The following is a 19,811-nucleotide window of genomic DNA, read 5'->3' as shown; positions in this document are numbered from 1 at the left end:
GAGCTGCTGGGATGCAGTTTCGCACCAAAGTCCGATGCTGTCAGAACCCCTGCGACCAAGGTCTCAGAGGCCGCTTGCCGCAGCGGGAAAGCGCTGGTAGCTTTGCCGGCCGTTTCGCCCCGGGCCCGTCCGTCGCGCCCTGGCGCCGCTGTGGCACTATTGCCGGGCGCCGGGTTCCGATAGGGGCTGGCGGAACGCCGAGGTACGAGGAGGGGCCATGTTCAGACCGTCACCCATCACCCTGCAGCGCGGTGCGCTGCGCCTGGAACCCATGGTCGAGGCCGACGTGCCCGAGCTGGTGGCCCTGGCCGAGGCCAACCGCGAGGCGCTCAGGTTCATGAGCGCGCCGCAGCGCCCGGACTGGTACCGCAACAGCCTCGCCGAGCAGCGCGAGGGCCGCGCCTTGCCGCTGGTGGTGCGCCTGGGCAACCAGCTGGTGGGCACCACCCGCTTCATGGACTTCCTCCCGGCGCTGCCGGCCTGCGAGATCGGCGGCACCTGGCTGGACGCGGCGCAGCACGGCACCGGGCTGAACGCCAGCATCAAGTACCTGATGCTGCGCCAGGCCTTCGACAACTGGAAGATGGTCCGCGTGCAGCTCAAGACCGCCGCCAGCAACCTGCGCTCGCAGCGCGCCATCGAGAAGCTCGGCGCGCTGCGCGAGGGCGTGCTGCGCAACCACCGGCGCCTGGCCGGCGGGCGCCTGGACGACACCGTCCTCTACAGCATCACCGACCTGGAGTGGCCGCAGGTGAAGGCGGCCCTGGAAGCCGGCTTCATCGGCTGAGCACCCGGCATGCCCCTCGACAGCGCCCACGGCGAGCAGACGCGCTTCTGGCGGGCCCAGGAACTGGGCGGCCTGGAGCTGCTGCACGCACGCTTCATCGAACAGCGCTTCGCCCCTCACGTCCACGAAGGCTTCGCCCTGGTGCTGATCGAGCAGGGCGCCCAGCGCTTCCGCCACCGCGGCGCCGAGCACCTGGCGCCGACCGGCAGCCTGGTGCTGATCAACCCCGACGAGGTCCATACCGGCTCCAAGGCCCACGAGGCGGGCTGGCTGTACCGGGGCTTCTACCCGGAGGTCGAGCAGGTCGGCAGCGTGCTCGACGAGCTGGAGCTGGGCGGCCGGGGCCTGCCCACCTTCGATGCCAGCGTGCTGCACGACGCGGAGCTGAGCCGCGCCTTCCTGCATGTGCACCGCCTGCTGGAGTCCAATGCCAGCAGCCTGGAGCGCCAGACCTGCTGGCGCGAGGCGCTGCTGTTGCTGTTCCAGCGCCATGCGCGGGTGCCCGAGGCGCGCCCGGCCGGCCAGGAACCGCTGGCGGTGGCCCGCGCCCGCGAACTGCTGGCCGCCCAGCTGGTCGAGCCGCCATCGCTGGAAGCGCTGGCGGCGGCGGTGAACCTGTCGCCCTTCCATTTCGCCCGGGTGTTCCGCAAGGCCACCGGCCTGCCGCCCCATGCCTGGGTCAAGCAGCGCCGCCTGGAACAGGCCCGCGCCCTGCTCAAGGGCGGCTGCGCGCCGGCCTCGGTGGCGGCGCAGCTGGGCTATGCCGACCAGAGCCACCTCAGCCGCCAGTTCAAGCAGGCCTACGGCGTGGCGCCGGGGGAATACCGCCTGGCGTGCGGGCGCTCCGGCCTGCCACCCGGCAACCCGTAGGAGCGGGCCCTGCCCGCGATTCGCGCGCAGGGCGCGCTCCTACATGGAATGGTGCGGGTGGGGCGGCGTAGGAGCGGATCTTATCCGCGAATCGCGCCGGGGGTTCCGGCTATCGCGGACAAGATCCTCCTACCATTCCGGTGGGCACGGCTTCTCGTAGGAGCGAGCTTGCTCGCGAATGAGCCCCGCAGCGGAGTCTGTTCGCGAGCAAGCTCGCTCCTACGAAGGGCACATCGGCGCGGTCTGTAAGGCAGTTGCTCCTTCGGGGGAGAAATGCGCTGCTTTCCGGCAACGCACTCCGTCCGCGATTTCGCCCCGGCCTGTCCGGCCACGCGGGAGGCAATTCGGAATTTTTGCTTGCGGATGTGGCCAGAGGCCCCGCAGTTGCAGTCAAATCTGCGACGGACGCCGCGGCGTCCTCCCGGCCCGCTTTCGGGGTCGCCTGACCAGGTACACATGGACGATGAGCCAACACTCGCAATTCGCCCTGCTGGGCACCCGGCGCTTCCTGCCGTTCTTCGTCACCCAGCTGCTCGGCGCCTTCAACGACAACATCTTCAAGCAGTCGCTGATCCTGGCGATCCTCTACCACCTGAGCATCGGCGGTGACCGCAACCTGCTGGTCAACCTCTGCGCGCTGCTGTTCATCCTGCCGTTCTTCCTGTTCTCCGCCCTGGGCGGGCAGTTCGGCGAGAAGTTCAACAAGGACGCGCTGATGCGCGCCCTGAAGCTGGCCGAGGTGGTCATCATGCTGGTGGGCGCCGCGGGCTTCCTGCTCGGCAGCCTGCCGCTGCTGTTCCTCGCGCTGTTCGCCATGGGCACCCACTCGGCGCTGTTCGGCCCGGTGAAGTACTCCATCCTGCCGCAGCACCTGCGCGACGACGAGCTGGTCGGCGGCAACGCCCTGGTGGAGATGGGCACCTTCCTGGCCATCCTCGCCGGCACCATCGGCGCCGGTGTGCTCATGTCGCGCCAGGCCTACGCCCCGGCGGTGGGCATCGCCGTGGTGCTGGTGGCCGCCTGCGGCTACCTGGCCAGCCGCGGGATTCCCCGCGCCGCCGCCGCGCTGCCGCAGCTGCAACTGGACTGGAACATCTTCCGGCAGTCCTGGAGCATCCTGCGCCTGGGCCTCGGCCAGCGCCCGGCGGTGTCGCGCTCGCTGGTGGGCAATTCCTGGTTCTGGTTCCTCGGCGCGGTCTACCTGACGCAGATCCCCACCTACGCCAAGGAGCTGCTGCACGGCGACGAGAGCGTGGTGACGCTGATCCTCACGGTGTTCTCGGTGGGCATCGCGCTGGGCTCGATGCTCTGCGAGAAGCTCTCGGGCAAGAAGGTGGAGATCGGCCTGGTGCCCTTCGGCTCCATCGGCCTGAGCCTGTTCGGCATCCTGCTGTGGTGGCACAGCGGCGGCTTCCCCGTCGGCGCCGCGCCCTACACCTGGCTGCAGGTGCTGGAGCACCCGCAAAGCTGGGCGGTGCTCGGCGACATCCTCGGCATCGGCATCTTCGGCGGCTTCTACATAGTGCCGCTGTACGCGCTGATCCAGGCGCGCACCGAGGAGGACAAGCGGGCCCGGGTGATAGCCGCGAACAACATCCTCAACGCGCTGTTCATGGTGGTGGCCGCCATCGTGTCCATCCTGCTGCTGTCGGTGGCCAGGCTGAGCATCCCGCAGCTGTTCCTGGTGCTGTCGCTGATGAACGTCGCGGTGAACGTCTACATCTTCAGGATCGTGCCCGAGTTCACCATGCGCTTCCTGGTCTGGCTGCTCAGCCACTCCATGTACCGCGTCGACCACCAGAACCTCGAGGCCATCCCCGACGAGGGCCCGGTGGTGCTGGTGTGCAACCACGTGTCCTTCGTCGACGCGCTGCTCATCGCCGGCTCCATCCGCCGCCCGGTGCGCTTCGTGATGTACTACAAGATCTTCCGCCTGCCGGTGCTCAACTTCATCTTCCGCACCGCCGGCGCCGTGCCCATCGCCGCGCGCCACGAGGACGAGCGCATCTACGAGGAGGCCTTCCGCCGGGTGGCGCAGTACCTGGAGGACGGCGAGGTGGTGTGCATCTTCCCCGAGGGCAAGCTGACCGCCGACGGCGAGATGAACGAGTTCCGCGGCGGGGTGGAGCGGATCATCGAACAGACCCCGGTGCCGGTGATCCCCATGGCGCTGCAGGGCCTGTGGGGCAGCTTCTTCAGCCGCGACCCGGGCAAGGGCTTCTTCAGGCGCATCTGGTCGCGCGTGCGCCTGGTGGCGGGGCAGCCGCTGCCGCCGCAGCAGGCCCGGCGCGAGCACCTGCAGGCGCTGGTGGCGGACCTGCGCGGCAACGCCCGCTGAAACGAAAAAGCCCCGGCACTGCCGGGGCTTTTTCACAGGGGCGCGAGGTTCAGATGACCTGAACTTCGTCCGCCTGCAGGCCTTTCTGGCCTTCTACAACGATGAAGGAGACCTTCTGGCCTTCCTGCAGCGACTTGAAGCCATTGCCCTGGATGGAACGGAAGTGAACGAACAGGTCGCCACCGTTTTCCTGGGTGATGAAGCCAAAGCCCTTGGCATCGTTGAACCATTTGACGGTGCCGGTCTGACGATTCGACATGGAATTACACCTTGAACGTTGTGGATTGCTGCTGCACGGCGTTACCGCCGCCTGTTCTGAGTTGCAAGGTGTGGGCCGGGCCGGACGAAGGGCGTCGCCGCCTTCAGGTCATCAGCCGTGACGATCCTGGCAAGCACAGTCGCCGCAGCATACCGGGACTTTTCCGGGAAAGCGACAGGACGGACGTGCCGATTTCAATGACTGAGCTTCAACCCGACCAGGCCGCAGAGGATCAGCGCGATGCTGAGCAGGCGTAGCGGGGCTACGGATTCGCCGAACAGCAGGATGCCGAGGGTCACGGTGCCCAGCGCGCCGATGCCGGTCCAGATGGCGTAGGCGGTGCCCAGCGGCAGCTGTTTCATGGCAAGGCCCAGCAGGCCGATGCTGGCGGCCATGGCCAGCGCGGTCAGCACGCTGGGCCACGGGCGGGTGAAACCTTCGGTGTATTTCAGACCGACGGCCCAGGCCACTTCGAACAGGCCGGCGAGGAAAAGGATGAACCAGGACATGGGGACCTCCGGGACGACTGATGGGCAGGGCCGTCCCCGTCGGTGCACCTGGCGGTGGTGAGGTCGTCCTCACGATGGGCAATATGTTGCACAAGTGCCGCCGGGGCGGCAAGTCGTGCCTCAATCGCCGCGTGGCTCCTCCATGCGCCGGAAGACGGCGGCCAGCACCGAGCCCGAGAGGTTGTGCCAGACGCTGAACACCGCGCTGGGCACCGCCGCCAGCGGCGAGAAGTGGGCATTGGCTAGGGCCGCGCCGAGCCCCGAGTTCTGCATGCCCACCTCGATGGAGAGGGCCTTGCGCTGGGCCAGCGGAAGGCCGCAGAAGCGCCCGGTGAGGTAGCCCAGCAGCAGGCCGAGGCCATTGTGCAGCATGACTACGGCCATGATCAGCAGGCCGGACTCGGCGATCTTCGCCTGGCTGGCGGCGACCACGGCGGCCACGATCACGACGATGCTTACCACCGAGACCAGCGGCAGGACGTCCACGGCCAGGCGCACGCGCTCGCCCAGCAGGCGCTGGGCGAGGAAGCCCAGGGCGATGGGCACCAGCACCACCTGCAGGATCGACAGGAACATGGCGCTGTAGGAGACCGGCAGCCAGGCCGAGGCCAGCAGCCAGACCAGCGCCGGCGTCACCAGTGGCGCGACCAGGGTGGTCACCGAGGTGATCGCCACCGAGAGGGCGACGTCGCCGCGCGCGAGCCAGGTCATCACGTTGGACGCCGTGCCGCCGGGGCAGCAGCCCACCAGGATCACGCCCACCGCTATCTCGTCGGGCAGGCCGAGCAGGCGGCACAGCAACCAGGCCAGGCCGGGCATGATGATGAACTGCGCCAGCACGCCGATCAGCACCCGCCCCGGGCGGCGGATCACCTCACCGAAGTCTTCGGGCTTGAGCGTCAGGCCCATGCCGAACATGACCAGGCCGAGCAGCGGCACGATGGCGCCGGTCAGGCCCTTGAACCAGGCGGGCTGGAAGAAGGCGAGCACGGCGAAGGCCAGCACCCAGAAGGGGAAGCTGGCGCCGGCGAAGCGACTGAGCAGGGTGAGGGCACGCATGGGCGGGGGTCCTTGTCGTCATTGTTCCGTTCGGGGCCGGCGCCTGGGGGCGCCGGCCTTCGGTAGAACCTGTTCACGATCTCGCGAGCTGGAGCAGAACAAGGCGCGACGACCCACTGGAGTAACAGCCGAAGGGCGAGCGCAGCGAGTCAAATGGGCGAGGGAGCGCAGTCTAGTCCGCTAGATGAGCATCACTCGCCTGTTTTCAACGCAGTCATGCCGACGCGCAGCAGATCGTGGACGGGTTCCTAGATGCCCTGGGGGATTTCCTCGCCGCCCAGCGCCTCGAACAGCGCCGGCAGGAACTGGCCGAAGGTCAGCATCATCAGGATGAAGCTGGCGTCGAGCTGGCCGAGGGCGTCGTCGCCGCCGTCCTTCTCGGCCTGTTCCTGCAGCAGTTCCTCGAAGCGCAGGCGCTTGATCGCCAGCTTGTCGTCGAGCACGAAGCTGAGCTTGTCCGACCAGGCCAGGGCCAGCTGGGTGACCAGCTTGCCGGAGGACAGGTGCAGCTGGATCTCGTCGCTGGTCAGGTCCTGGCGCTTGCAGCGCACCACGCCGCCGTCCTCGTGGGTGTCGCGCAGCTCGCACTCGTCGAGGACGAAGAAGTCGCCGGCGGCTTCCTGGGTCTTGACCCAGTCGGTGAGGGTGGCGCTGGGCGCGACCTTGACGCTGAGCGGGCGCACCGGCAGCGAGCCGAGGGCCTCGCGCAGGGTGGAGAGCAGGTCCTCGGCCTTCTTCGCGCTGGCGCTGTCGACCAGGATCAGGCCCAGCTCGGGGGCGATCGCGGCGAAGGTCGAGGAACGGCGGATGAAGGCGCGCGGCAGCAGGCTCTGGACGATCTCGTCCTTGAGCTGGTCGCGCTCCTTCTTGTAGACCTTGCGCATCTGCGCGGTCTCGATCTCGTCCACCTTGTCCTTCAGCGCGTCGCGCACCACGCTGCCGGGGAGGATGCGTTCCTCCTTGCGCGCGCTGATCAGGTAGAAGCCCTGGCTGGCATGGGCCAGGGGCGCGTCGGGGCCCTTGCCGAAGGGGGCGGTGAAGCCGTAGGTGGTCAGTTCCTGGCTGGCGCAGGGGCGCGCCGGCTTGCTGGCCAGGGCTTTCTCGAGGGCATCGGCATCGATCTGCAGATCCTGGGTGAGGCGGTAGACGAGCAGGTTACGGAACCACATGAGGGTCAAACTCCCGGACACAAAGGTCTGCATTATTCCCACAGCGGCGGTCCAGGCCAAGCCCATGGCGTTTCGCCGGCGTTTCCTAAGCCTTTGGAACGGCAGAAAAAATTTTTCACGCGGGGGCTTGCCAGGGTGCGAATGCCTCCGTAGAATGCGCCCCACTTCGAGACGAAGGGTGGTTAGCTCAGCTGGGAGAGCATCTGCCTTACAAGCAGAGGGTCGGCGGTTCGATCCCGTCACCACCCACCACTCTCGAGGTCCGACGCAGCGGTAGTTCAGTCGGTTAGAATACCGGCCTGTCACGCCGGGGGTCGCGGGTTCGAGTCCCGTCCGCTGCGCCATATTCCAAGCCCTCAGGCAGAAATGCCTGGGGGCTTTGTCTTTCCCGGCCCCGGGAAAACCGCCCCGCGCGATGCCGTTCGCAACGCCTATCCTCTTAATTTTTCTATAAGTTTGCCGTGGGAACTTATCCCCCGGTGGCGGTTCCTATTGCCCATAGCCATTGGCCGCGGCGCCCTGATAAGCTCGCGGTTTCATCGAAATGCCAGCATGGCAATCAGACAAGGAATCAGCATGAAACAACATCGGTTGGCGGCAGCGATCGCACTGGTCGGCCTGGTTCTCGCGGGCTGCGATCAGCAGGCTGCCAATGTGGAGCTCAAGACGTCGGCGCAGAAGGCTTCCTACGGCATCGGCCTGAACATGGGCAAGAGCCTGGCCCAGGAAGGCATGAACGATCTGGACTCCAAGGCCGTGGCCCAGGGCATCGAGGATGCCATTGGCAAGAAGCCGCAGCGCGTCACCGATGAAGAGCTGACCCAGGCGTTCACCGACCTGCAGAAGCGTTCCGAGGAGCGCATGGCCAAGCTGAGCGAGGAAACCCTCAAGGCCGGCAAGAAGTTCCTCGAGGACAACGGCAAGCGCGAAGGCGTGGTCACCACCAAGTCCGGCCTGCAGTACGAAGTGGTGAAGAAGGCCGACGGCCCGCAGCCCAAGGCCACCGACGTGGTCACCGTGCACTACGAGGGCAAGCTGACCGACGGCACCGTGTTCGACAGCTCCATCCAGCGCGGCAGCCCCATCGACCTGCCGGTCAACGGCGTGATCCCGGGTTGGGTCGAGGCCCTGCAATTGATGCACGTGGGCGAGAAGATCAAGCTCTTCATCCCCAGCGAACTGGCCTACGGCTCGCAGAGCCCGAGCCCGACCATCCCGGCCAACTCGGTGCTGGTGTTCGACCTGGAACTGCTGGGCATCAAGGATGCCAACCAGGCCGGTGGCGAGCAGCCGCAAGCGCCGGCGAAGAACTGAGTACATTCGTACCAGAAGGACGCCCCGCCCGTGCGGGGCGTTCCTGTTTCTGCAGGAAGATCGCGCTGCTCTGCGGCTGACCGGTCGGTCGGAAAGGGCGTAGTCTGGTGCGGGATGTTACCCTTATGCACATATATGCCGCAGCCGTGGTTACGGCCGGTGCTTGACAGCGAAGGGTGATATCGAATAGCCGCAACTGTATGATTTTTATAAGGTTTCCTGAGCTGAACAAAAAATCGCCGATCTGTCTGTAGGCCGCTGGCGACGGGCTTTCCGGCGTGGAGACCGGATACTTTCAACAGAGTTATCCACAGGAAAGGTGGATAACCCAAACGACCCCCGGCGACATCGCCGGGACGAGGTGCCCGATGAAGAAACCCGCCGGTTTCGACCGTTATCTGGCCCTGGCCGAACGCTTTCTCGCCCGGGGCCGGGTACCGGCCCTGCTGTTCGCCGTGGCGCGCAAGAGCGCGCGGCTGAAACTGGTCAAGGCCGACCTGCGCCTGCTGCAGGAGCTGGCCCTGGCCACCGTGCGCGGGCAGTATCGCCAGCTCAACCCCAGGGCGCTGCTGGCGGTGGTGGCGGCGCTGCTGTATTTCCTCTCGCCGCTGGACATGATCCCCGACTGGCTGCCCGGCGTGGGCCTGCTGGACGACCTGGCGGTGCTGGCCTGGGTGGTGCGCCACTGGCAGGTCGAGCTGGATGCCTTCAAGGTCTGGCGCGACGCGCAGAGCCGCGAGATACGCCAGTCCCTGGCGCTGTTGCCGGGGCCGGAGCGGCCGAGCCGCGGCTGAGGCGCTGGCCAGCGAAGCGTGCGCGGCTTCGCGATGCCGCGCGTGGTGATGCGCCCGATGAGGCCGAGCGGCGTTTCATGGGCGATACTGAGAAAGGTCGGAATGCCGGGCAGGCCAGGGGTTGCCGTCTTTGCCCGTTGAAATGCCGGCATGCAAGGAGTGTTGTCGATGAATGTGCAAGTGATCACGCGAGACGGCGAAGCGGAGTACGCCGTGCTTCCCTGGGCCGACTACCAGGCGCTGCTGGCCGCTGCCGGCGCCCGCGCCGCCCAGCCCCCCGCAACTGTCGCCACGGTTGCCGCGCCGGCCGCCTCCTGGCGCGAGCTGCGCGAGGCGCGCGGCCTGTCCCTGGAGAGCGTGGCCCGCGAGGTGGGCATCAGCCCGTCCTACCTGGGGATGATCGAAAGCGGCGAGCGCGAGGCCAGCGAAGCCATCGAGCATGGCCTGCGTCGCGCGCTGGGCGCAGCGAAGTCGGAGTCGGCGTCTTGAGCGTGCATATCAGCCGCAAGCATTGGCAGGGCTTGCTGGACGAACTGGAAGACGCGCGCCGCCAACGCCACCTGTTGACCTACCGGGCGCTGATCGAGCGCCTGCAACTGCCCACGCCGGCCATGACCACCCTGACCGCGGCCCTGGAGCACCTGGCGCAGCTCGACGCCCGCGCCGGCCGGCCGCTGCGCAGCTCGCTGGTGATCAGCCAGGGCGCCAGCCGCCTGCCGCGCACCGGCTTCTTCGAGTGCGTGGAGCGCCTGGGGCGCTTCTCCGGCGCCTCGGATGGCCCCGCGGCGGCGGGCTGGCACGCCGCCGAGGTGGTGCGGGTGTTCGAGTTCGACTACCCGGAAGAGCCGTGAGCCGCGAATTCGTCTGGCGCCTGCGCGCCCGCCTGGCCTACGCCGTGGCGCGACGCCTGATGGGCTGGCCCTGGCTGGTCCGCCAGCCGCGCGCCTGGCAGTGGATGCAGGGGCAGTTCTCGCGCATGGCCAACCTGGGCGACGTGCCGGCCCAGAGCTTCTATCCCTGGCGGCCGCCGGCGGCGATGCCAAGGCCGCCTACCAACTGGGTGTGCAGGCCCTGCAGGGCAGCGCGCAGCGGCAGCCGGACGGCGCCGCCGCGGCGCGCCACTGGGCCCGCGCCGCCGAGGCCGGGCACCCGCTGGCCGCGCGGCGCCTGGCCGAGCTCTACCGCGACGGGGCCGAAGGCCTCGCCGCGGATCCCGAGCAGGCCGCGCGCTACCAGGCCCTGGCGGCGCAGCTGGGGCTCTGAACGGCGCCTATTCCAGGGTGATGACGTGCCGGCTGTAGCCGGGGACTTCCTTGGCGTGGCGCTTGGCCTCCGAGGCGATGCCCGCCAGTTGCGCCGCGTCCAGGCGCTCGCCGGCGCCGGGCTTCAGGTGCACCACGCCGATCGATAGCGACAGCAGCGGGAATTCCTGGCGCTGGCCGCGGCGGTTGTAGGCGACGAAGCAGCCGGCCTGCAGGTGCTCTTGATTGTAGAAGCGCCGGCACTGGCCCTGGAAATCCTCCAGCAGGTGGTTGAGGCGGTTGCGCCAGTCCTCGGAGGTGAACACCAGCATGAAGTCGTCGCCGCCGATGTGGCCGACGAAGTCGCCGCCGGGGTCCACCCGGTCGCTCAGGCATTGCGCCAGGCACAGCAGCACCTCGTCGCCGCGGGCGTAGCCGTAGAGGTCGTTGAAGGGCTTGAAGCTGTCGATGTCGACGTAGCACACCGCCGCCTCGCGGTCCTGCTGCAGCAGGCGCGCCAGGCACTGCTGGATGGGCACGTTGCCCGGCAGCAGGGTCAGCGGGTTGGCGTAGCGGGCCTGGCGGATCTTCAGTTCGGTGATCAGCTTGAGCACGTCGATCACCCGGCCCAGGCCGAGGTAGCGGCCGCCCTGGGTGATGATGAAGTCTTCCTCGATGCGCTGCCGCGCGCGGCTGGTGAGCAGGCGGCTGACCTGCTGCAGCGACTGGCTGCGCTCCACCGCGAGGAAGTCCTCGCTCATCAGCCGGCTGATCGGCTTGCGCGCGTACAGCTCGGTGCCGAAGGGCTTGAGCAGGGCATCGGAGAGCGCATGGCGGTGGACGATGCCCACCGGTTGCTGGTGCTCGTCCAGCACCGCCAGGGCGTTCAGGTTGGCCTGGGCGCGGAAGGCTTCGAGCACCTCGGCGATCGGCGTGTCGCGGCCCACCGCCGGCTGTTCCAGCAACAGCGGGCGCAGGTCGGCCTGTTCCTCGCCGTGCAGGGCTTCCGCGCGGTCGAGGTCCGGCAGCAGGCCGCGCACCTCGCGCGCCGGCTGTTCCTGCGGGCGGCCGATGAGGTAGCCCTGGACCAGGTCGACGCCCATTTCCGAGAGCACCGCCAGCTCCTCCGGCAGTTCGATGCCCTCGGCTATCACCTGGGCGCGGGAGGCGTGGGCCATCTTCAGGATGGAGCCGACGAACTCGCGCTTGACGCCGTCCTGGTGGATGCCGTCGATGAAGTGGCGGTCGATCTTCACGTAGTCCGGGCGCAGCTCCGACCACAGGCGCAGGCTGGAATAGCCGGCGCCGAGGTCGTCCAGGGCGATGCAGAAGCCCATGGCGCGGTAGTGGTGCAGGGCGGTGTCGAGCAGGCCGAAATCCTCGATGGGCGCCTGTTCGGTGAGCTCGATGACCACGTCGCCCGGCGCTATGCCGAGGGTCTGCAGCAACTGCAGGGTGCGGCCGGGCTGGTGGTTGGGGTCCAGCAGCGACTCGGGGGCGACGTTGAGGAACAGCTTGCCGGCCAGCCCCAGCTCGTGGAAGCGCTGGCAGGCGCGGCGCCGGCAGAGCACGTCGAGCTCGCTCAGGCGGCCGGCGTGGCGCGCGGTGCTGAACAGGGTGAGGGGCGAGTGCAGCGGGCTGTTGGAGGGGCCGCGGGTGAGGGCCTCGTAGCCCACCAGGCGCCGCTCGGAGAGCGACACTATGGGTTGGAACAGACAATGCAGGTCGCCGTGAGCGAGGATCTGGGCCAGCGCGCTCAACTGCTCGGTGACGGTCATGACGGTTCTCTGTGGGTGAAAAGACGAAGGGCCGGTCTCCCGGCCCTTGCGCATTTCACTACTGAGTCATGACTGTTTCGTGACGACTCCGCTCTTTCAGTGCTTGGCCACCGCCGAGCTGAGCGTCAGGTAGTCCAGCAGGATGTGCCCGGACTCGGTGAGGTAGGCGTCGTCCTGGGGCTTGGTCTTGTCGTCGTCCGGCAGGGCGTTGTCGTCTTCCTGCTTGAGCTCCTTCAGCGGCTCCTGGCCCTTGGACTTGCGCAGCGCGTTCTCCATGGCCAGCTGGCGGCCCTCGATGCTGCTCTGCTGGGCGCGGCGCTTGGCCTCGTTCAGGCTGACGGTCTTCTCCTTCATCAGCTCCTGGGCCAGGGCCAGGCGCTGGCGGGCGTAGACGAAGTCGGCGTTGTGCTCGGTGCGCGCGTCGTGCTGGATCTTCAACTGGTCGAGGAACGGCTTGAACGGGTCGCTCTGCGCCGACAGCACCGGGCGGATGGTGTCCCAGGGCATGGAGTCGGGCAGGGCGCTCTCGCCGATTTCCTTGTCGTCGACGATGGACGGGTAGCTGATGTCCGGGATCACGCCCTGGTGCTGGGTGCTCTGCCCGGAGACGCGGTAGAACTTGGCCAGGGTCAGCTTCAGCTCGCCGTGGTTGAGCGGCTGGATGGTCTGCACGGTGCCCTTGCCGAAGGTCTGGCCGCCGACGATGAGCGCGCGGTGGTAGTCCTGCATGGCGCCGGCGAAGATCTCCGAGGCCGAGGCCGACAGGCGGTTGACCAGCACGGTCATCGGCCCGGTGTAGAAGGCCTGGCCCTCGTCATCGTTGAGCACGTCGACGCGGCCGTCGCTGTTGCGCACCAGCACGGTGGGGCCCTGGTCGATGAACAGGCCGGTCAGCTCGGTGGCTTCCTGCAGGGAGCCGCCGCCGTTGTTGCGCAGGTCGATGACGATGCCGTCGACCTTGTCCTTCTGCAGCTCGCCGATGAGCTTCTTCACGTCGCGCGTGGTGCTCTTGTAGTTCGGGTCGCCCGCCCGGTAGGCCTTGAAGTCCAGGTAGAAGGCCGGCACGTCGATCACGCCGAGCTTGTAGCTGCGGCCGTCGTGGTCGAGGGTGATCTCCGACTTCTTCGCCGCCTGGTCTTCGAGCTTCACCGCCTCGCGGGTGATGGTGACGATCTTGCTGGTCTGGTCGTTCGGCGCGTTGCTCGCCGGGATGACCTCCAGGCGCACCTGCGAGCCCTTCGGCCCGCGGATCAGCTTGACCACCTCGTCCAGGCGCCAGCCGACCACGTCGACCATCTCGCCCTTGCCCTGGGCGACGCCGATGATCTTGTCCGAGGTGGCGATCTGCTTGCTCTTCTCCGCCGGGCCCGCCGGCACCAGGCGCACGACCTTGACGTAGTCGTTGTCGCTCTGCAGCACCGCGCCTATGCCTTCCAGGGAGAGGCTCATGTTGATGTCGAAGTTTTCCGCGCTGTCCGGCGACAGGTACTGGGTGTGCGGATCGTAGGTCTGCGCGAAGGCGTTGATGTAGGCCTGGAAGATGTCCTCGCTGCGCGTCTGCTCCAGGCGCATCAGCTGGTTCTTGTAGCGCTTGGTCAGCTGTTCCTGGATGGCCTTGTCGTCCTTGCCGGTGATCTTCAGGCGCAGCACCTCGTCCTTGACCTTCTTGCGCCAGAGGTCGTCGAGCTCGGCGCCGTTCTTCGCCCACGGGGCCTTCTCGCGGTCGATGGTCAGGCTCTCGTCGACCTTGAAGTCGATCTTGTCGACGCCCTTGCCGAGCATCGCCAGGGCGAAGTCCAGGCGCTCCTTGAGGCGGTCCAGGTGACGCTTGTAGATGGTGAAGCCGGGGTCCAACTCGCCGCTCTTGAGGAAGTCGTCGAACTGGGTGCGCCAGGGCGTGAACTGGGCGATGTCGCCGGCGGTGAAGTACATCCGCGACGGGTCCAGGGCCTTGATGTAGGCGTCGTAGATCTTCGCCGAGCGGTCGTCGTTGAGCGGCGGCTTGCTGTAGTGATGGCGCTTGAGCAGCTCGACGATGTTCAGGCTGGCGATCACCTGGTCACGGTCCGGCTGCAGGCCGTCCCAGGAGTTCTGGCCGGCGGAGGGCGCGGCGAACGCGGACAGGGCGCTGGCGCCAAGGACCAGCAGCAGGGCGGTGCGGGGCAGAAATCGCTTCATGCTTAATCGACTGGGTGCGGAGTTATGACGCATATTAGGCCGTATCTGGCGTCGCCGGGTTCCAAGCTGCTCGAGATTGGGCTCTGGCGCGACGAGCGAAGAGAAAGGCCCGACCGACGTGGTGCGGGCCGTGCAAGCACTATGGAGGTAGCGTGAACGCATTGCAAGGTATCGAAGGGCGGGTGGAGTGGGCCGAGCGAGCGGCCCCGACCTGTGGGGCGGGGCAGGTGCGCATCCGCGTGGCCGCCGCCGGGCTCAACCGCGCCGACCTGCTGCAGCGCGCCGGGCTCTACCCGCCGCCGCCGGGGGCCAGCGACATCCTCGGCCTGGAATGCGCCGGGGTGATCAGCGAAGTGGGCGCCGGCGCCACCTGGCAGGTGGGCGACCGTGTCTGCGCGCTGCTGGCCGGCGGCGGCATGGCCGAGGAGGTGGTGGTCGACGCCCGCCACGTGCTGCCGGTGCCCAACGGCCTGTCGCTGGCCGAGGCGGCGGGGCTGCCGGAGGTCTATGCCACGGCCTGGCTCAACCTGTTCCAGCTGGCGGGCCTGCAGCCGGGCGAGAAGGTCCTGCTGCACGCCGGCGCCAGCGGCGTGGGCTCGGCCGCCATCCAGCTGTGCAAGGCCTTCGGCAGCCCCTGCTGGGTCAGCGTCGGCTCCGCCGAGCGCCTGGCCTACTGCGAGGCCCTCGGCGCCGAGGGCGGGGTGCTGCGCGGCGAGGCGCTGGAGTCGCTGCGCGACTTCGCGCCCTTCGACGTGATCCTCGACCCGGTGGGCGCCAACTACGCGGCGCTCAACCTGCAGGTGCTGCGCCAGGACGGCCGCTGGGTGGTCATCGGCCTGATGGGCGGGCGCAAGGCCGAGCTGGACCTGGCGCTGCTGCTGGGCAAGCGCATCCAGTTGACCGGCTCGACGCTGCGCAGCCGCGACGCCGACTTCAAGGCGCAACTGATCGCCGAGCTGGGCACCCGCGTCTGGCCGCTGTTCGCCAGCGGCCAGCTGAAGCCCCAGCTGGAGCGCCAGTTCGTGGCCAAGGACGCCGAGCAGGCCTTCGAGGCCCTGGCCAGCAACCAGGTGCAGGGCAAGGTGGTGCTGCTGGTCGACCAGAGCCTGGCCTGAGGCACGGTCCCGCATGCGACGTAGGGCGAATGACCGTTCGCGGTCATCCGCCGTTGGCCCGGGCGCCAGTGCCTGGGAATGGCGGCGGATAACGCCGTAGGCGTTATGCGCCTTACGGCCCTGCCGGGTAATTCCATGGCACCGTAGGGCGAATAACCGTTCGCGGTTATCCGCCGTTGGCCTGGGCGCCGGTGCCCGGGAATGGCGGCGGATAACGCCGTAGGCGTTATGCGCCCTACGGATTCGACCGCGCACGATCTGTAGGAGCGGACTCCGTCCGCGATTCGCGCCTCAACGCCAGGCGAGGATTTCCCAGCCGTGTTTTTCCGCCTCGCCGCGCAACACCGGGTCGGGGTTGACCGTGTGCGGGTTGCCGACGCGGCGCAGCAGCGGCAGGTCGTTGCGCGAGTCGGAATAGAAGTGCGTGCTGGCCAGCGCGCTTTCGTCGCCGCCGAGCCAGTCGAGCAGGCGGATGATCTTGCCGTCGCGGTAGGTCAGCACGCCCTGGGTGCGGCCGCTGTAGTGGCCGTCCACCACCTCCAGGTCGATGGCCAGCACGTCCTGGATGCCGATGCGCTCGGCGATCGGCTGCACCAGGTGCACGCCGGAGGCGGAGATCACCAGCGGCCGGTCGCCGGCGGCGCGGTGGCGGGCCAGGGTGCGGCAGGCGTCGTTGTAGATCAGCGGTTCGATGACGTCCTCGACGTAGGCCTCCACCTCACGCTCCACTTCCTCGACGCTGCGCCCGGCCATGGGCTCCAGGCTGAAGGCCATGTAGGCCTCCATGGACAGCTCGCCCAGGGCGTAGCGCGCCATCAGCTCGGTATCTCGGCGGATGAAGGACTCGCCGTCGACCCAGCCCAGCTCGGCCATGCGCCGGCTCCACAGGCTGGCGCAGTCGCCGTCGATGAGGGTTTCGTCAAGGTCGAAGATCACCAGGGCCATCAGGCCACCTCCCGGATGCTTTCATGGTCGATCGCCAGCGCCAGGTGGGCGCCGGCCGGATACAGGCGTTCCGCGCTGCGGTTGAGCACGTCCACCGTGAGTTCGACGCCGTTGGCCCGCACCCGGTAACGGATGACGTTGCCCAGCAGGCTGTGGGACAGCACCTGGGCGGCGATGCCGTCGCCGGCATCCAGGCTCAGGCGCAGGGATTCCGGGCGGATCGCCACCTGCCCGGCGAAGGGCCGGCCGAGCAGGCGGCCGGCCTGCTCGGCGTCGAGCAGGTTGTAGTTGCCGATGAAGCCGGCGGCGAAGGCGTCGGCCGGCGCGGTGTAGAGGGTTTCCGCGTCGCCGCTCTGGACGATGCGCCCGGCGTTCATCAGCACGATGCGGTCGGACAGCGTCAGCGCCTCCTCCTGGTCGTGGGTGACGAACACCGTGGTCAGCTGCAGCTCCTGCTGGATGCGGCGGATCTGCTCGCGCAGGTGCTTGCGGATGCGCGCGTCCAGGGCCGACAGCGGCTCGTCGAGCAGCAGCAGGCGCGGGCGGGTGACCAGCGAGCGGGCCAGGGCCACGCGCTGGCACTGGCCGCCGGAGAGCTGGTGCGGGTAGCGCGCGGCGTACTGGCCCAGTTCGACCATCTCCAGCACCTCGGCCACCCGGGTGGCGGCTTCGGCAGAGGGCACCTTCTGCATGCGCAGGCCGAAGGCGACGTTCTGCTGCACGGTCATGTTGGGGAACAGCGCGTAGCTCTGGAACACCATGGCGATGCCGCGCTTCTGCGGCGGCAGCGGCACCAGGTCCTGGCCGTCGATCAGGATGCGCCCGCTGTCCACCGCGGTGAGCCCGGCGATGCAGCGCAGCAGGGTGGACTTGCCGCAGCCGCTGGGGCCGAGCAGGGTGACGAACTCGCCGCGCCGGGCGGCGAAGTCGATGTCCTGGAAGACCCGGGTGTCCCCGAAGCTCTTGTTCAGGCGTTCGACGCTGAGGAAGCTCATGTGCGGTCCTTGTTCAGGCGGTTGGCGGCCCAGGTCAGCAGCAGGATGAAGAGGAAGTAGGAGACCACCACCGCGCTGGTGTAGTGGCCGCTGCTGTTGCGCATGTTGTTGAGGAAGACCTGCAGCGTCTCGTAGCGGGTGCCGACCAGCAGGTTGGCGAACACGAACTCGCCGATGAGGAAGCTGAAGGACAGGAACAGCGCCACCATCAGGCCCTTGCGCAGGTTCGGCAGCACCACCAGCAGGGCCGCCTGCCAGGTGCTGGCGCCGAGCAACTGGGCGGCGTCCATCAGGTCGTGCAGGTTGATCGCCTGCAGGTTGTTGCCGATGGCCCGGTACATGAACGGCAGGGCGATGGTGAAGTAGCAGCCGACGAGGATCCAGGGCGTGCCGGTCAGCGGCAGGGGGCCCGAGGCATAGAGCTGCAGCAGGCCCACCGAGGAGACCACCGGCGGCACCGCGAAGGGCAGCAGGATGAGCACGTTCATCAGCGCGTCCAGGCGCGGGTAGTGGTAGTGCACCACGAACATCAGCGGCAGGATCAGCAGCACGCTCAGCAGCAGCGCGCCGAAGCACACCAGCAGCGACTGGCCGAAGGCGGCGAGGAAGCGCGGGTCGGTCCACAGCGCCAGGTACCACTTCAGCGTCAGGCCGTCGGGCAGCACGCTCGCCGACCACTGGGTGGCCAGGGAATAGAGCAGGGTGGCGGCCAGGGGCAGCAGCAGGATCAGGAACAGCGCGTAGACCACCAGCCGGTGGTACAGCGGGCTAGCGTTTCTCGACATGGTAGCTCCGGCGCAGCAGCCACTGGTGGGCCAGGGTGATGACGGTCATCAGCCCGACCAGGATCATCGCCAGGGCGCTGGCCATGTTCGGGTCGAGGAAGACGTCGCCGGAGACCAGGCCGGCGATGCGGATCGGCACCACGTTGAAGTTGCCGGTGGTCAGCGAGTAGACGGTGGCGTAGGCGCCCAGGGCGTTGGCCAGGAGGATCACGAAGGTGCCCAGCAGCGCCGGCGTCAGCACCGGGATGCCGATGTGCCGCCAGAACTGCCAGTGGTTGGCGCCCAGCAGCGCCGCCGACTCGCGCCAGTCCTCGCGCAGGGCGTCGAAGGCCGGGTAGAGTAGCATCACCCCCAGGGGAATCTGGAAGTAGGTGTAGAGGATGATCAGGCCGGTCTTGGAATAGAGGTTGAAGTCCTCAATCAGCCCGGCCTGCTTGAGCAGCAGGGTGATGGCGCCGTTGAAGCCGAGGATGATGATGAAGGCGAAGGCCAGCGGCACCCCGGCGAAGTTGCTGGTCATGTTGGCGAAGGCCATGACGAAGTCGCGCAGGCGGCTCTCCACCTGGCGCAGCGAATAGCTGCCGAGCACGGCGATGGCCAGGCCGATCAGGCTCGACCACAGGGAAATCTCCAGGCTGTAGCGGATCGCCTGCAGGTAGAAGGGCGAGGCGAATATCTCGGCGAAGTTGCCCAGGCCCCAGGCGTCCTCGCGGCGCAGGCTGTTGACCGCCACCCACAGCAGCGGGGCGATCTGGAAGGCGACGAAGAACAGCGCGAAGGGCAGCAGGCAGAGCAGGGCGAGGCGCTTTCCGCGGTTCGCGCTCATGGCCGCAGCAGCCCGTCGCAGACCGGTTTGTCGTGGGCCGCGCCGAGTATTTCGCAGAGGCTGCCGCACAGCTCCACCTGGCGCGGGCGCACCTGGTCGTCGAGGCTGAAGGCCTCGCCGAAGACGAACAGCGGCACCTCGCGCTCCTCGGGGAGGATGCCGCCGTGGCTGCGGTCGTCGTTCATGCCGTGGTCGGCGGTGACCATCACCTGGTAGCCGGCGGCCAGCCACTGGTGCAGGTATTCCGAGAGCAGCATGTCGGCCTGGCGCGCGGCGTTGCGGTACTGCGCGCTGTTCAGGCCGTGGCGGTGGCCGGCGTCGTCGATGTTCATCGGGTGCGCCAGCAGCACGTCGGGGGCGTGGTGGCGGCGCAGGTGCTCGGCGTCGGCCAGCAGGTGCGAGTCGGGGTAGTGGTCGGTCCAGTAGAAGTGGCCGTACTGGATCGGCAGCGCCGCGTCCTCGGTGTGGCGGTCGCGGGCCGCGTCGAAGGGCGAGCGGTTGTACAGCTCGCTGACCCAGTGGTAGGCCGCCGCCGCGGTGGTCAGGCCGGCGTCGCGGGCGTAGTGGAACAGGCTGCGCTCCTTCGACAGGCGCGACACCTGGTTGTGCAGGATGCCGCTGTCGATCGGCGCGACGCCGGTGAGCAGGCATTCGTAGAGCGGCCGTGACAGCGACGGCAGCTCGCACTGCAGGCGGTAGAGGCGGCCGCGGCCGGCGTTGCAGAGCGCCTGCAGGTGGCCCATGCAGTCATGGGCGACGCCGTAGTTGAGGCCGTCGAGGAGGACCAGGATGACGGGACGGGACATCGTAGCTGCCTGTGCTGGGGGAAACCGGAACGGGCGCCCCCGG

Annotated in this window: 19 protein-coding genes, 2 tRNA genes and 1 pseudogene; 11 read left to right on the top strand and 11 right to left on the bottom strand. The window is 68.1% G+C overall.

Features of this window, described 5'->3' with window-relative positions:
• Nucleotides 1-217: 217 nt before the first annotated feature.
• From CHC02_RS19555 to CHC02_RS19545, 3 genes are all read left to right on the top strand, one after another.
• Nucleotides 218-787, top strand: a complete 570-nt coding sequence (locus tag CHC02_RS19555; protein ID WP_089393099.1) for a GNAT family N-acetyltransferase — start codon at nucleotides 218-220, stop codon at nucleotides 785-787.
• Nucleotides 788-796: 9 nt separating this feature from the next.
• On the top strand, nucleotides 797-1,657 hold the full coding sequence (locus CHC02_RS19550; protein WP_089393098.1) for an AraC family transcriptional regulator: 861 nt from the start codon (nucleotides 797-799) through the stop codon (nucleotides 1,655-1,657).
• Nucleotides 1,658-2,120: 463 nt separating this feature from the next.
• Nucleotides 2,121-3,995: an MFS transporter gene (locus CHC02_RS19545; protein ID WP_089393097.1), complete on the top strand. Its 1,875-nt coding sequence runs from the start codon at nucleotides 2,121-2,123 to the stop codon at nucleotides 3,993-3,995.
• A gap of 49 nt (nucleotides 3,996-4,044) precedes the next feature.
• Here CHC02_RS19545 and CHC02_RS19540 read toward each other — a convergent pair whose 3' ends face one another.
• The 4 genes from CHC02_RS19540 to rdgC form a co-directional block, all read right to left on the bottom strand.
• A complete protein-coding gene (locus CHC02_RS19540; RefSeq protein WP_009620558.1) occupies nucleotides 4,045-4,254 on the bottom strand; it encodes a cold-shock protein in 210 nt (69 codons plus the stop codon).
• A gap of 194 nt (nucleotides 4,255-4,448) precedes the next feature.
• Nucleotides 4,449-4,763, bottom strand: a complete 315-nt coding sequence (gene sugE / locus CHC02_RS19535) for a quaternary ammonium compound efflux SMR transporter SugE (protein ID WP_089393096.1) — start codon at nucleotides 4,761-4,763, stop codon at nucleotides 4,449-4,451.
• 120 nt (nucleotides 4,764-4,883) lie between these two features.
• Nucleotides 4,884-5,822, bottom strand: coding sequence for a bile acid:sodium symporter family protein (locus CHC02_RS19530; RefSeq protein WP_089393095.1), 939 nt, complete (start codon nucleotides 5,820-5,822; stop codon nucleotides 4,884-4,886).
• A gap of 248 nt (nucleotides 5,823-6,070) precedes the next feature.
• Nucleotides 6,071-6,991, bottom strand: a complete 921-nt coding sequence (gene rdgC / locus CHC02_RS19525; RefSeq protein ID WP_109936610.1) for a recombination-associated protein RdgC — start codon at nucleotides 6,989-6,991, stop codon at nucleotides 6,071-6,073.
• Between the two features lie 176 nt (nucleotides 6,992-7,167).
• Here rdgC and CHC02_RS19520 point away from each other — a divergent pair.
• The 7 genes and pseudogenes from CHC02_RS19520 to CHC02_RS19490 all read left to right on the top strand — a co-directional run bounded on the left by CHC02_RS19520 (nucleotide 7,168) and on the right by CHC02_RS19490 (nucleotide 10,362).
• Nucleotides 7,168-7,243, top strand: a tRNA-Val gene (locus CHC02_RS19520).
• Between the two features lie 15 nt (nucleotides 7,244-7,258).
• Nucleotides 7,259-7,335 (top strand) — tRNA-Asp (locus tag CHC02_RS19515).
• A 232-nt stretch (nucleotides 7,336-7,567) separates the two neighbouring features.
• Nucleotides 7,568-8,305: a BamJ family beta-barrel-assembly machinery protein gene (gene bamJ, locus CHC02_RS19510; RefSeq protein ID WP_167364825.1), complete on the top strand. Its 738-nt coding sequence runs from the start codon at nucleotides 7,568-7,570 to the stop codon at nucleotides 8,303-8,305.
• Between the two features lie 368 nt (nucleotides 8,306-8,673).
• Nucleotides 8,674-9,099 carry a YkvA family protein gene (locus tag CHC02_RS19505; protein WP_089393092.1) on the top strand — a complete coding sequence of 142 codons (426 nt, stop codon included), beginning with the start codon at nucleotides 8,674-8,676 and terminating at the stop codon, nucleotides 9,097-9,099.
• 168 nt (nucleotides 9,100-9,267) lie between these two features.
• Complete coding sequence (locus CHC02_RS19500) at nucleotides 9,268-9,588, top strand: helix-turn-helix domain-containing protein (RefSeq protein ID WP_089393091.1); 321 nt, start codon at nucleotides 9,268-9,270, stop codon at nucleotides 9,586-9,588.
• Nucleotides 9,585-9,950, top strand: a complete 366-nt coding sequence (locus CHC02_RS19495) for a hypothetical protein (protein ID WP_009620544.1) — start codon at nucleotides 9,585-9,587, stop codon at nucleotides 9,948-9,950. Before CHC02_RS19500 ends, CHC02_RS19495 begins: the two co-directional genes overlap by 4 nt.
• Nucleotides 9,947-10,362 (top strand): annotated as a pseudogene (locus CHC02_RS19490) (sel1 repeat family protein). The gene CHC02_RS19495 and the pseudogene CHC02_RS19490 overlap by 4 nt, the downstream one beginning before the upstream one ends.
• Nucleotides 10,363-10,369: 7 nt before the next feature.
• Here the strand turns inward: CHC02_RS19490 and CHC02_RS19485 are convergent.
• Both CHC02_RS19485 and CHC02_RS19480 read right to left on the bottom strand, forming a co-directional pair.
• Complete coding sequence (locus CHC02_RS19485; RefSeq protein ID WP_089393090.1) at nucleotides 10,370-12,118, bottom strand: GGDEF domain-containing protein; 1,749 nt, start codon at nucleotides 12,116-12,118, stop codon at nucleotides 10,370-10,372.
• A gap of 96 nt (nucleotides 12,119-12,214) precedes the next feature.
• Nucleotides 12,215-14,296, bottom strand: coding sequence for a carboxy terminal-processing peptidase (locus tag CHC02_RS19480; RefSeq protein ID WP_089393089.1), 2,082 nt, complete (start codon nucleotides 14,294-14,296; stop codon nucleotides 12,215-12,217).
• A 152-nt stretch (nucleotides 14,297-14,448) separates the two neighbouring features.
• Here CHC02_RS19480 and CHC02_RS19475 point away from each other — a divergent pair, with 152 nt between their 5' ends.
• Complete coding sequence (locus tag CHC02_RS19475) at nucleotides 14,449-15,411, top strand: NAD(P)H-quinone oxidoreductase (RefSeq protein ID WP_089393088.1); 963 nt, start codon at nucleotides 14,449-14,451, stop codon at nucleotides 15,409-15,411.
• A 291-nt stretch (nucleotides 15,412-15,702) separates the two neighbouring features.
• On the opposite strand, the gene CHC02_RS19470 is transcribed toward CHC02_RS19475, so the two are convergent.
• From CHC02_RS19470 to CHC02_RS19450, 5 genes are read right to left on the bottom strand one after another with little or no spacing between them, the layout of a single operon-like run.
• Nucleotides 15,703-16,356, bottom strand: coding sequence for an HAD family hydrolase (locus CHC02_RS19470; protein WP_089393087.1), 654 nt, complete (start codon nucleotides 16,354-16,356; stop codon nucleotides 15,703-15,705).
• Entirely contained in the window at nucleotides 16,356-17,351 is a 996-nt protein-coding gene (locus CHC02_RS19465; protein WP_089393086.1) for an ABC transporter ATP-binding protein, read from the bottom strand. Before CHC02_RS19465 ends, CHC02_RS19470 begins: the two co-directional genes overlap by 1 nt.
• Entirely contained in the window at nucleotides 17,348-18,136 is a 789-nt protein-coding gene (locus CHC02_RS19460; protein ID WP_089393085.1) for an ABC transporter permease, read from the bottom strand. Before CHC02_RS19460 ends, CHC02_RS19465 begins: the two co-directional genes overlap by 4 nt.
• Nucleotides 18,120-18,962 (bottom strand): ABC transporter permease, encoded by an 843-nt coding sequence (locus CHC02_RS19455; RefSeq protein ID WP_089393084.1) that lies wholly within the window; start codon nucleotides 18,960-18,962, stop codon nucleotides 18,120-18,122. The genes CHC02_RS19460 and CHC02_RS19455 overlap by 17 nt, the downstream gene beginning before the upstream one ends.
• Complete coding sequence (locus tag CHC02_RS19450; protein WP_089393083.1) at nucleotides 18,959-19,768, bottom strand: alkaline phosphatase family protein; 810 nt, start codon at nucleotides 19,766-19,768, stop codon at nucleotides 18,959-18,961. The genes CHC02_RS19455 and CHC02_RS19450 overlap by 4 nt, the downstream gene beginning before the upstream one ends.
• Between the last annotated feature and the right edge of the window lie 43 nt (nucleotides 19,769-19,811).

It is taken from the genome of Pseudomonas delhiensis, from assembly GCF_900187975.1.
Classification (GTDB): Bacteria; Pseudomonadota; Gammaproteobacteria; order Pseudomonadales; family Pseudomonadaceae; genus Pseudomonas; species Pseudomonas delhiensis.
The sequence above is the reverse complement of the archived record's forward strand: the minus strand, read 5'-3'. Positions and strand labels throughout refer to the sequence as shown.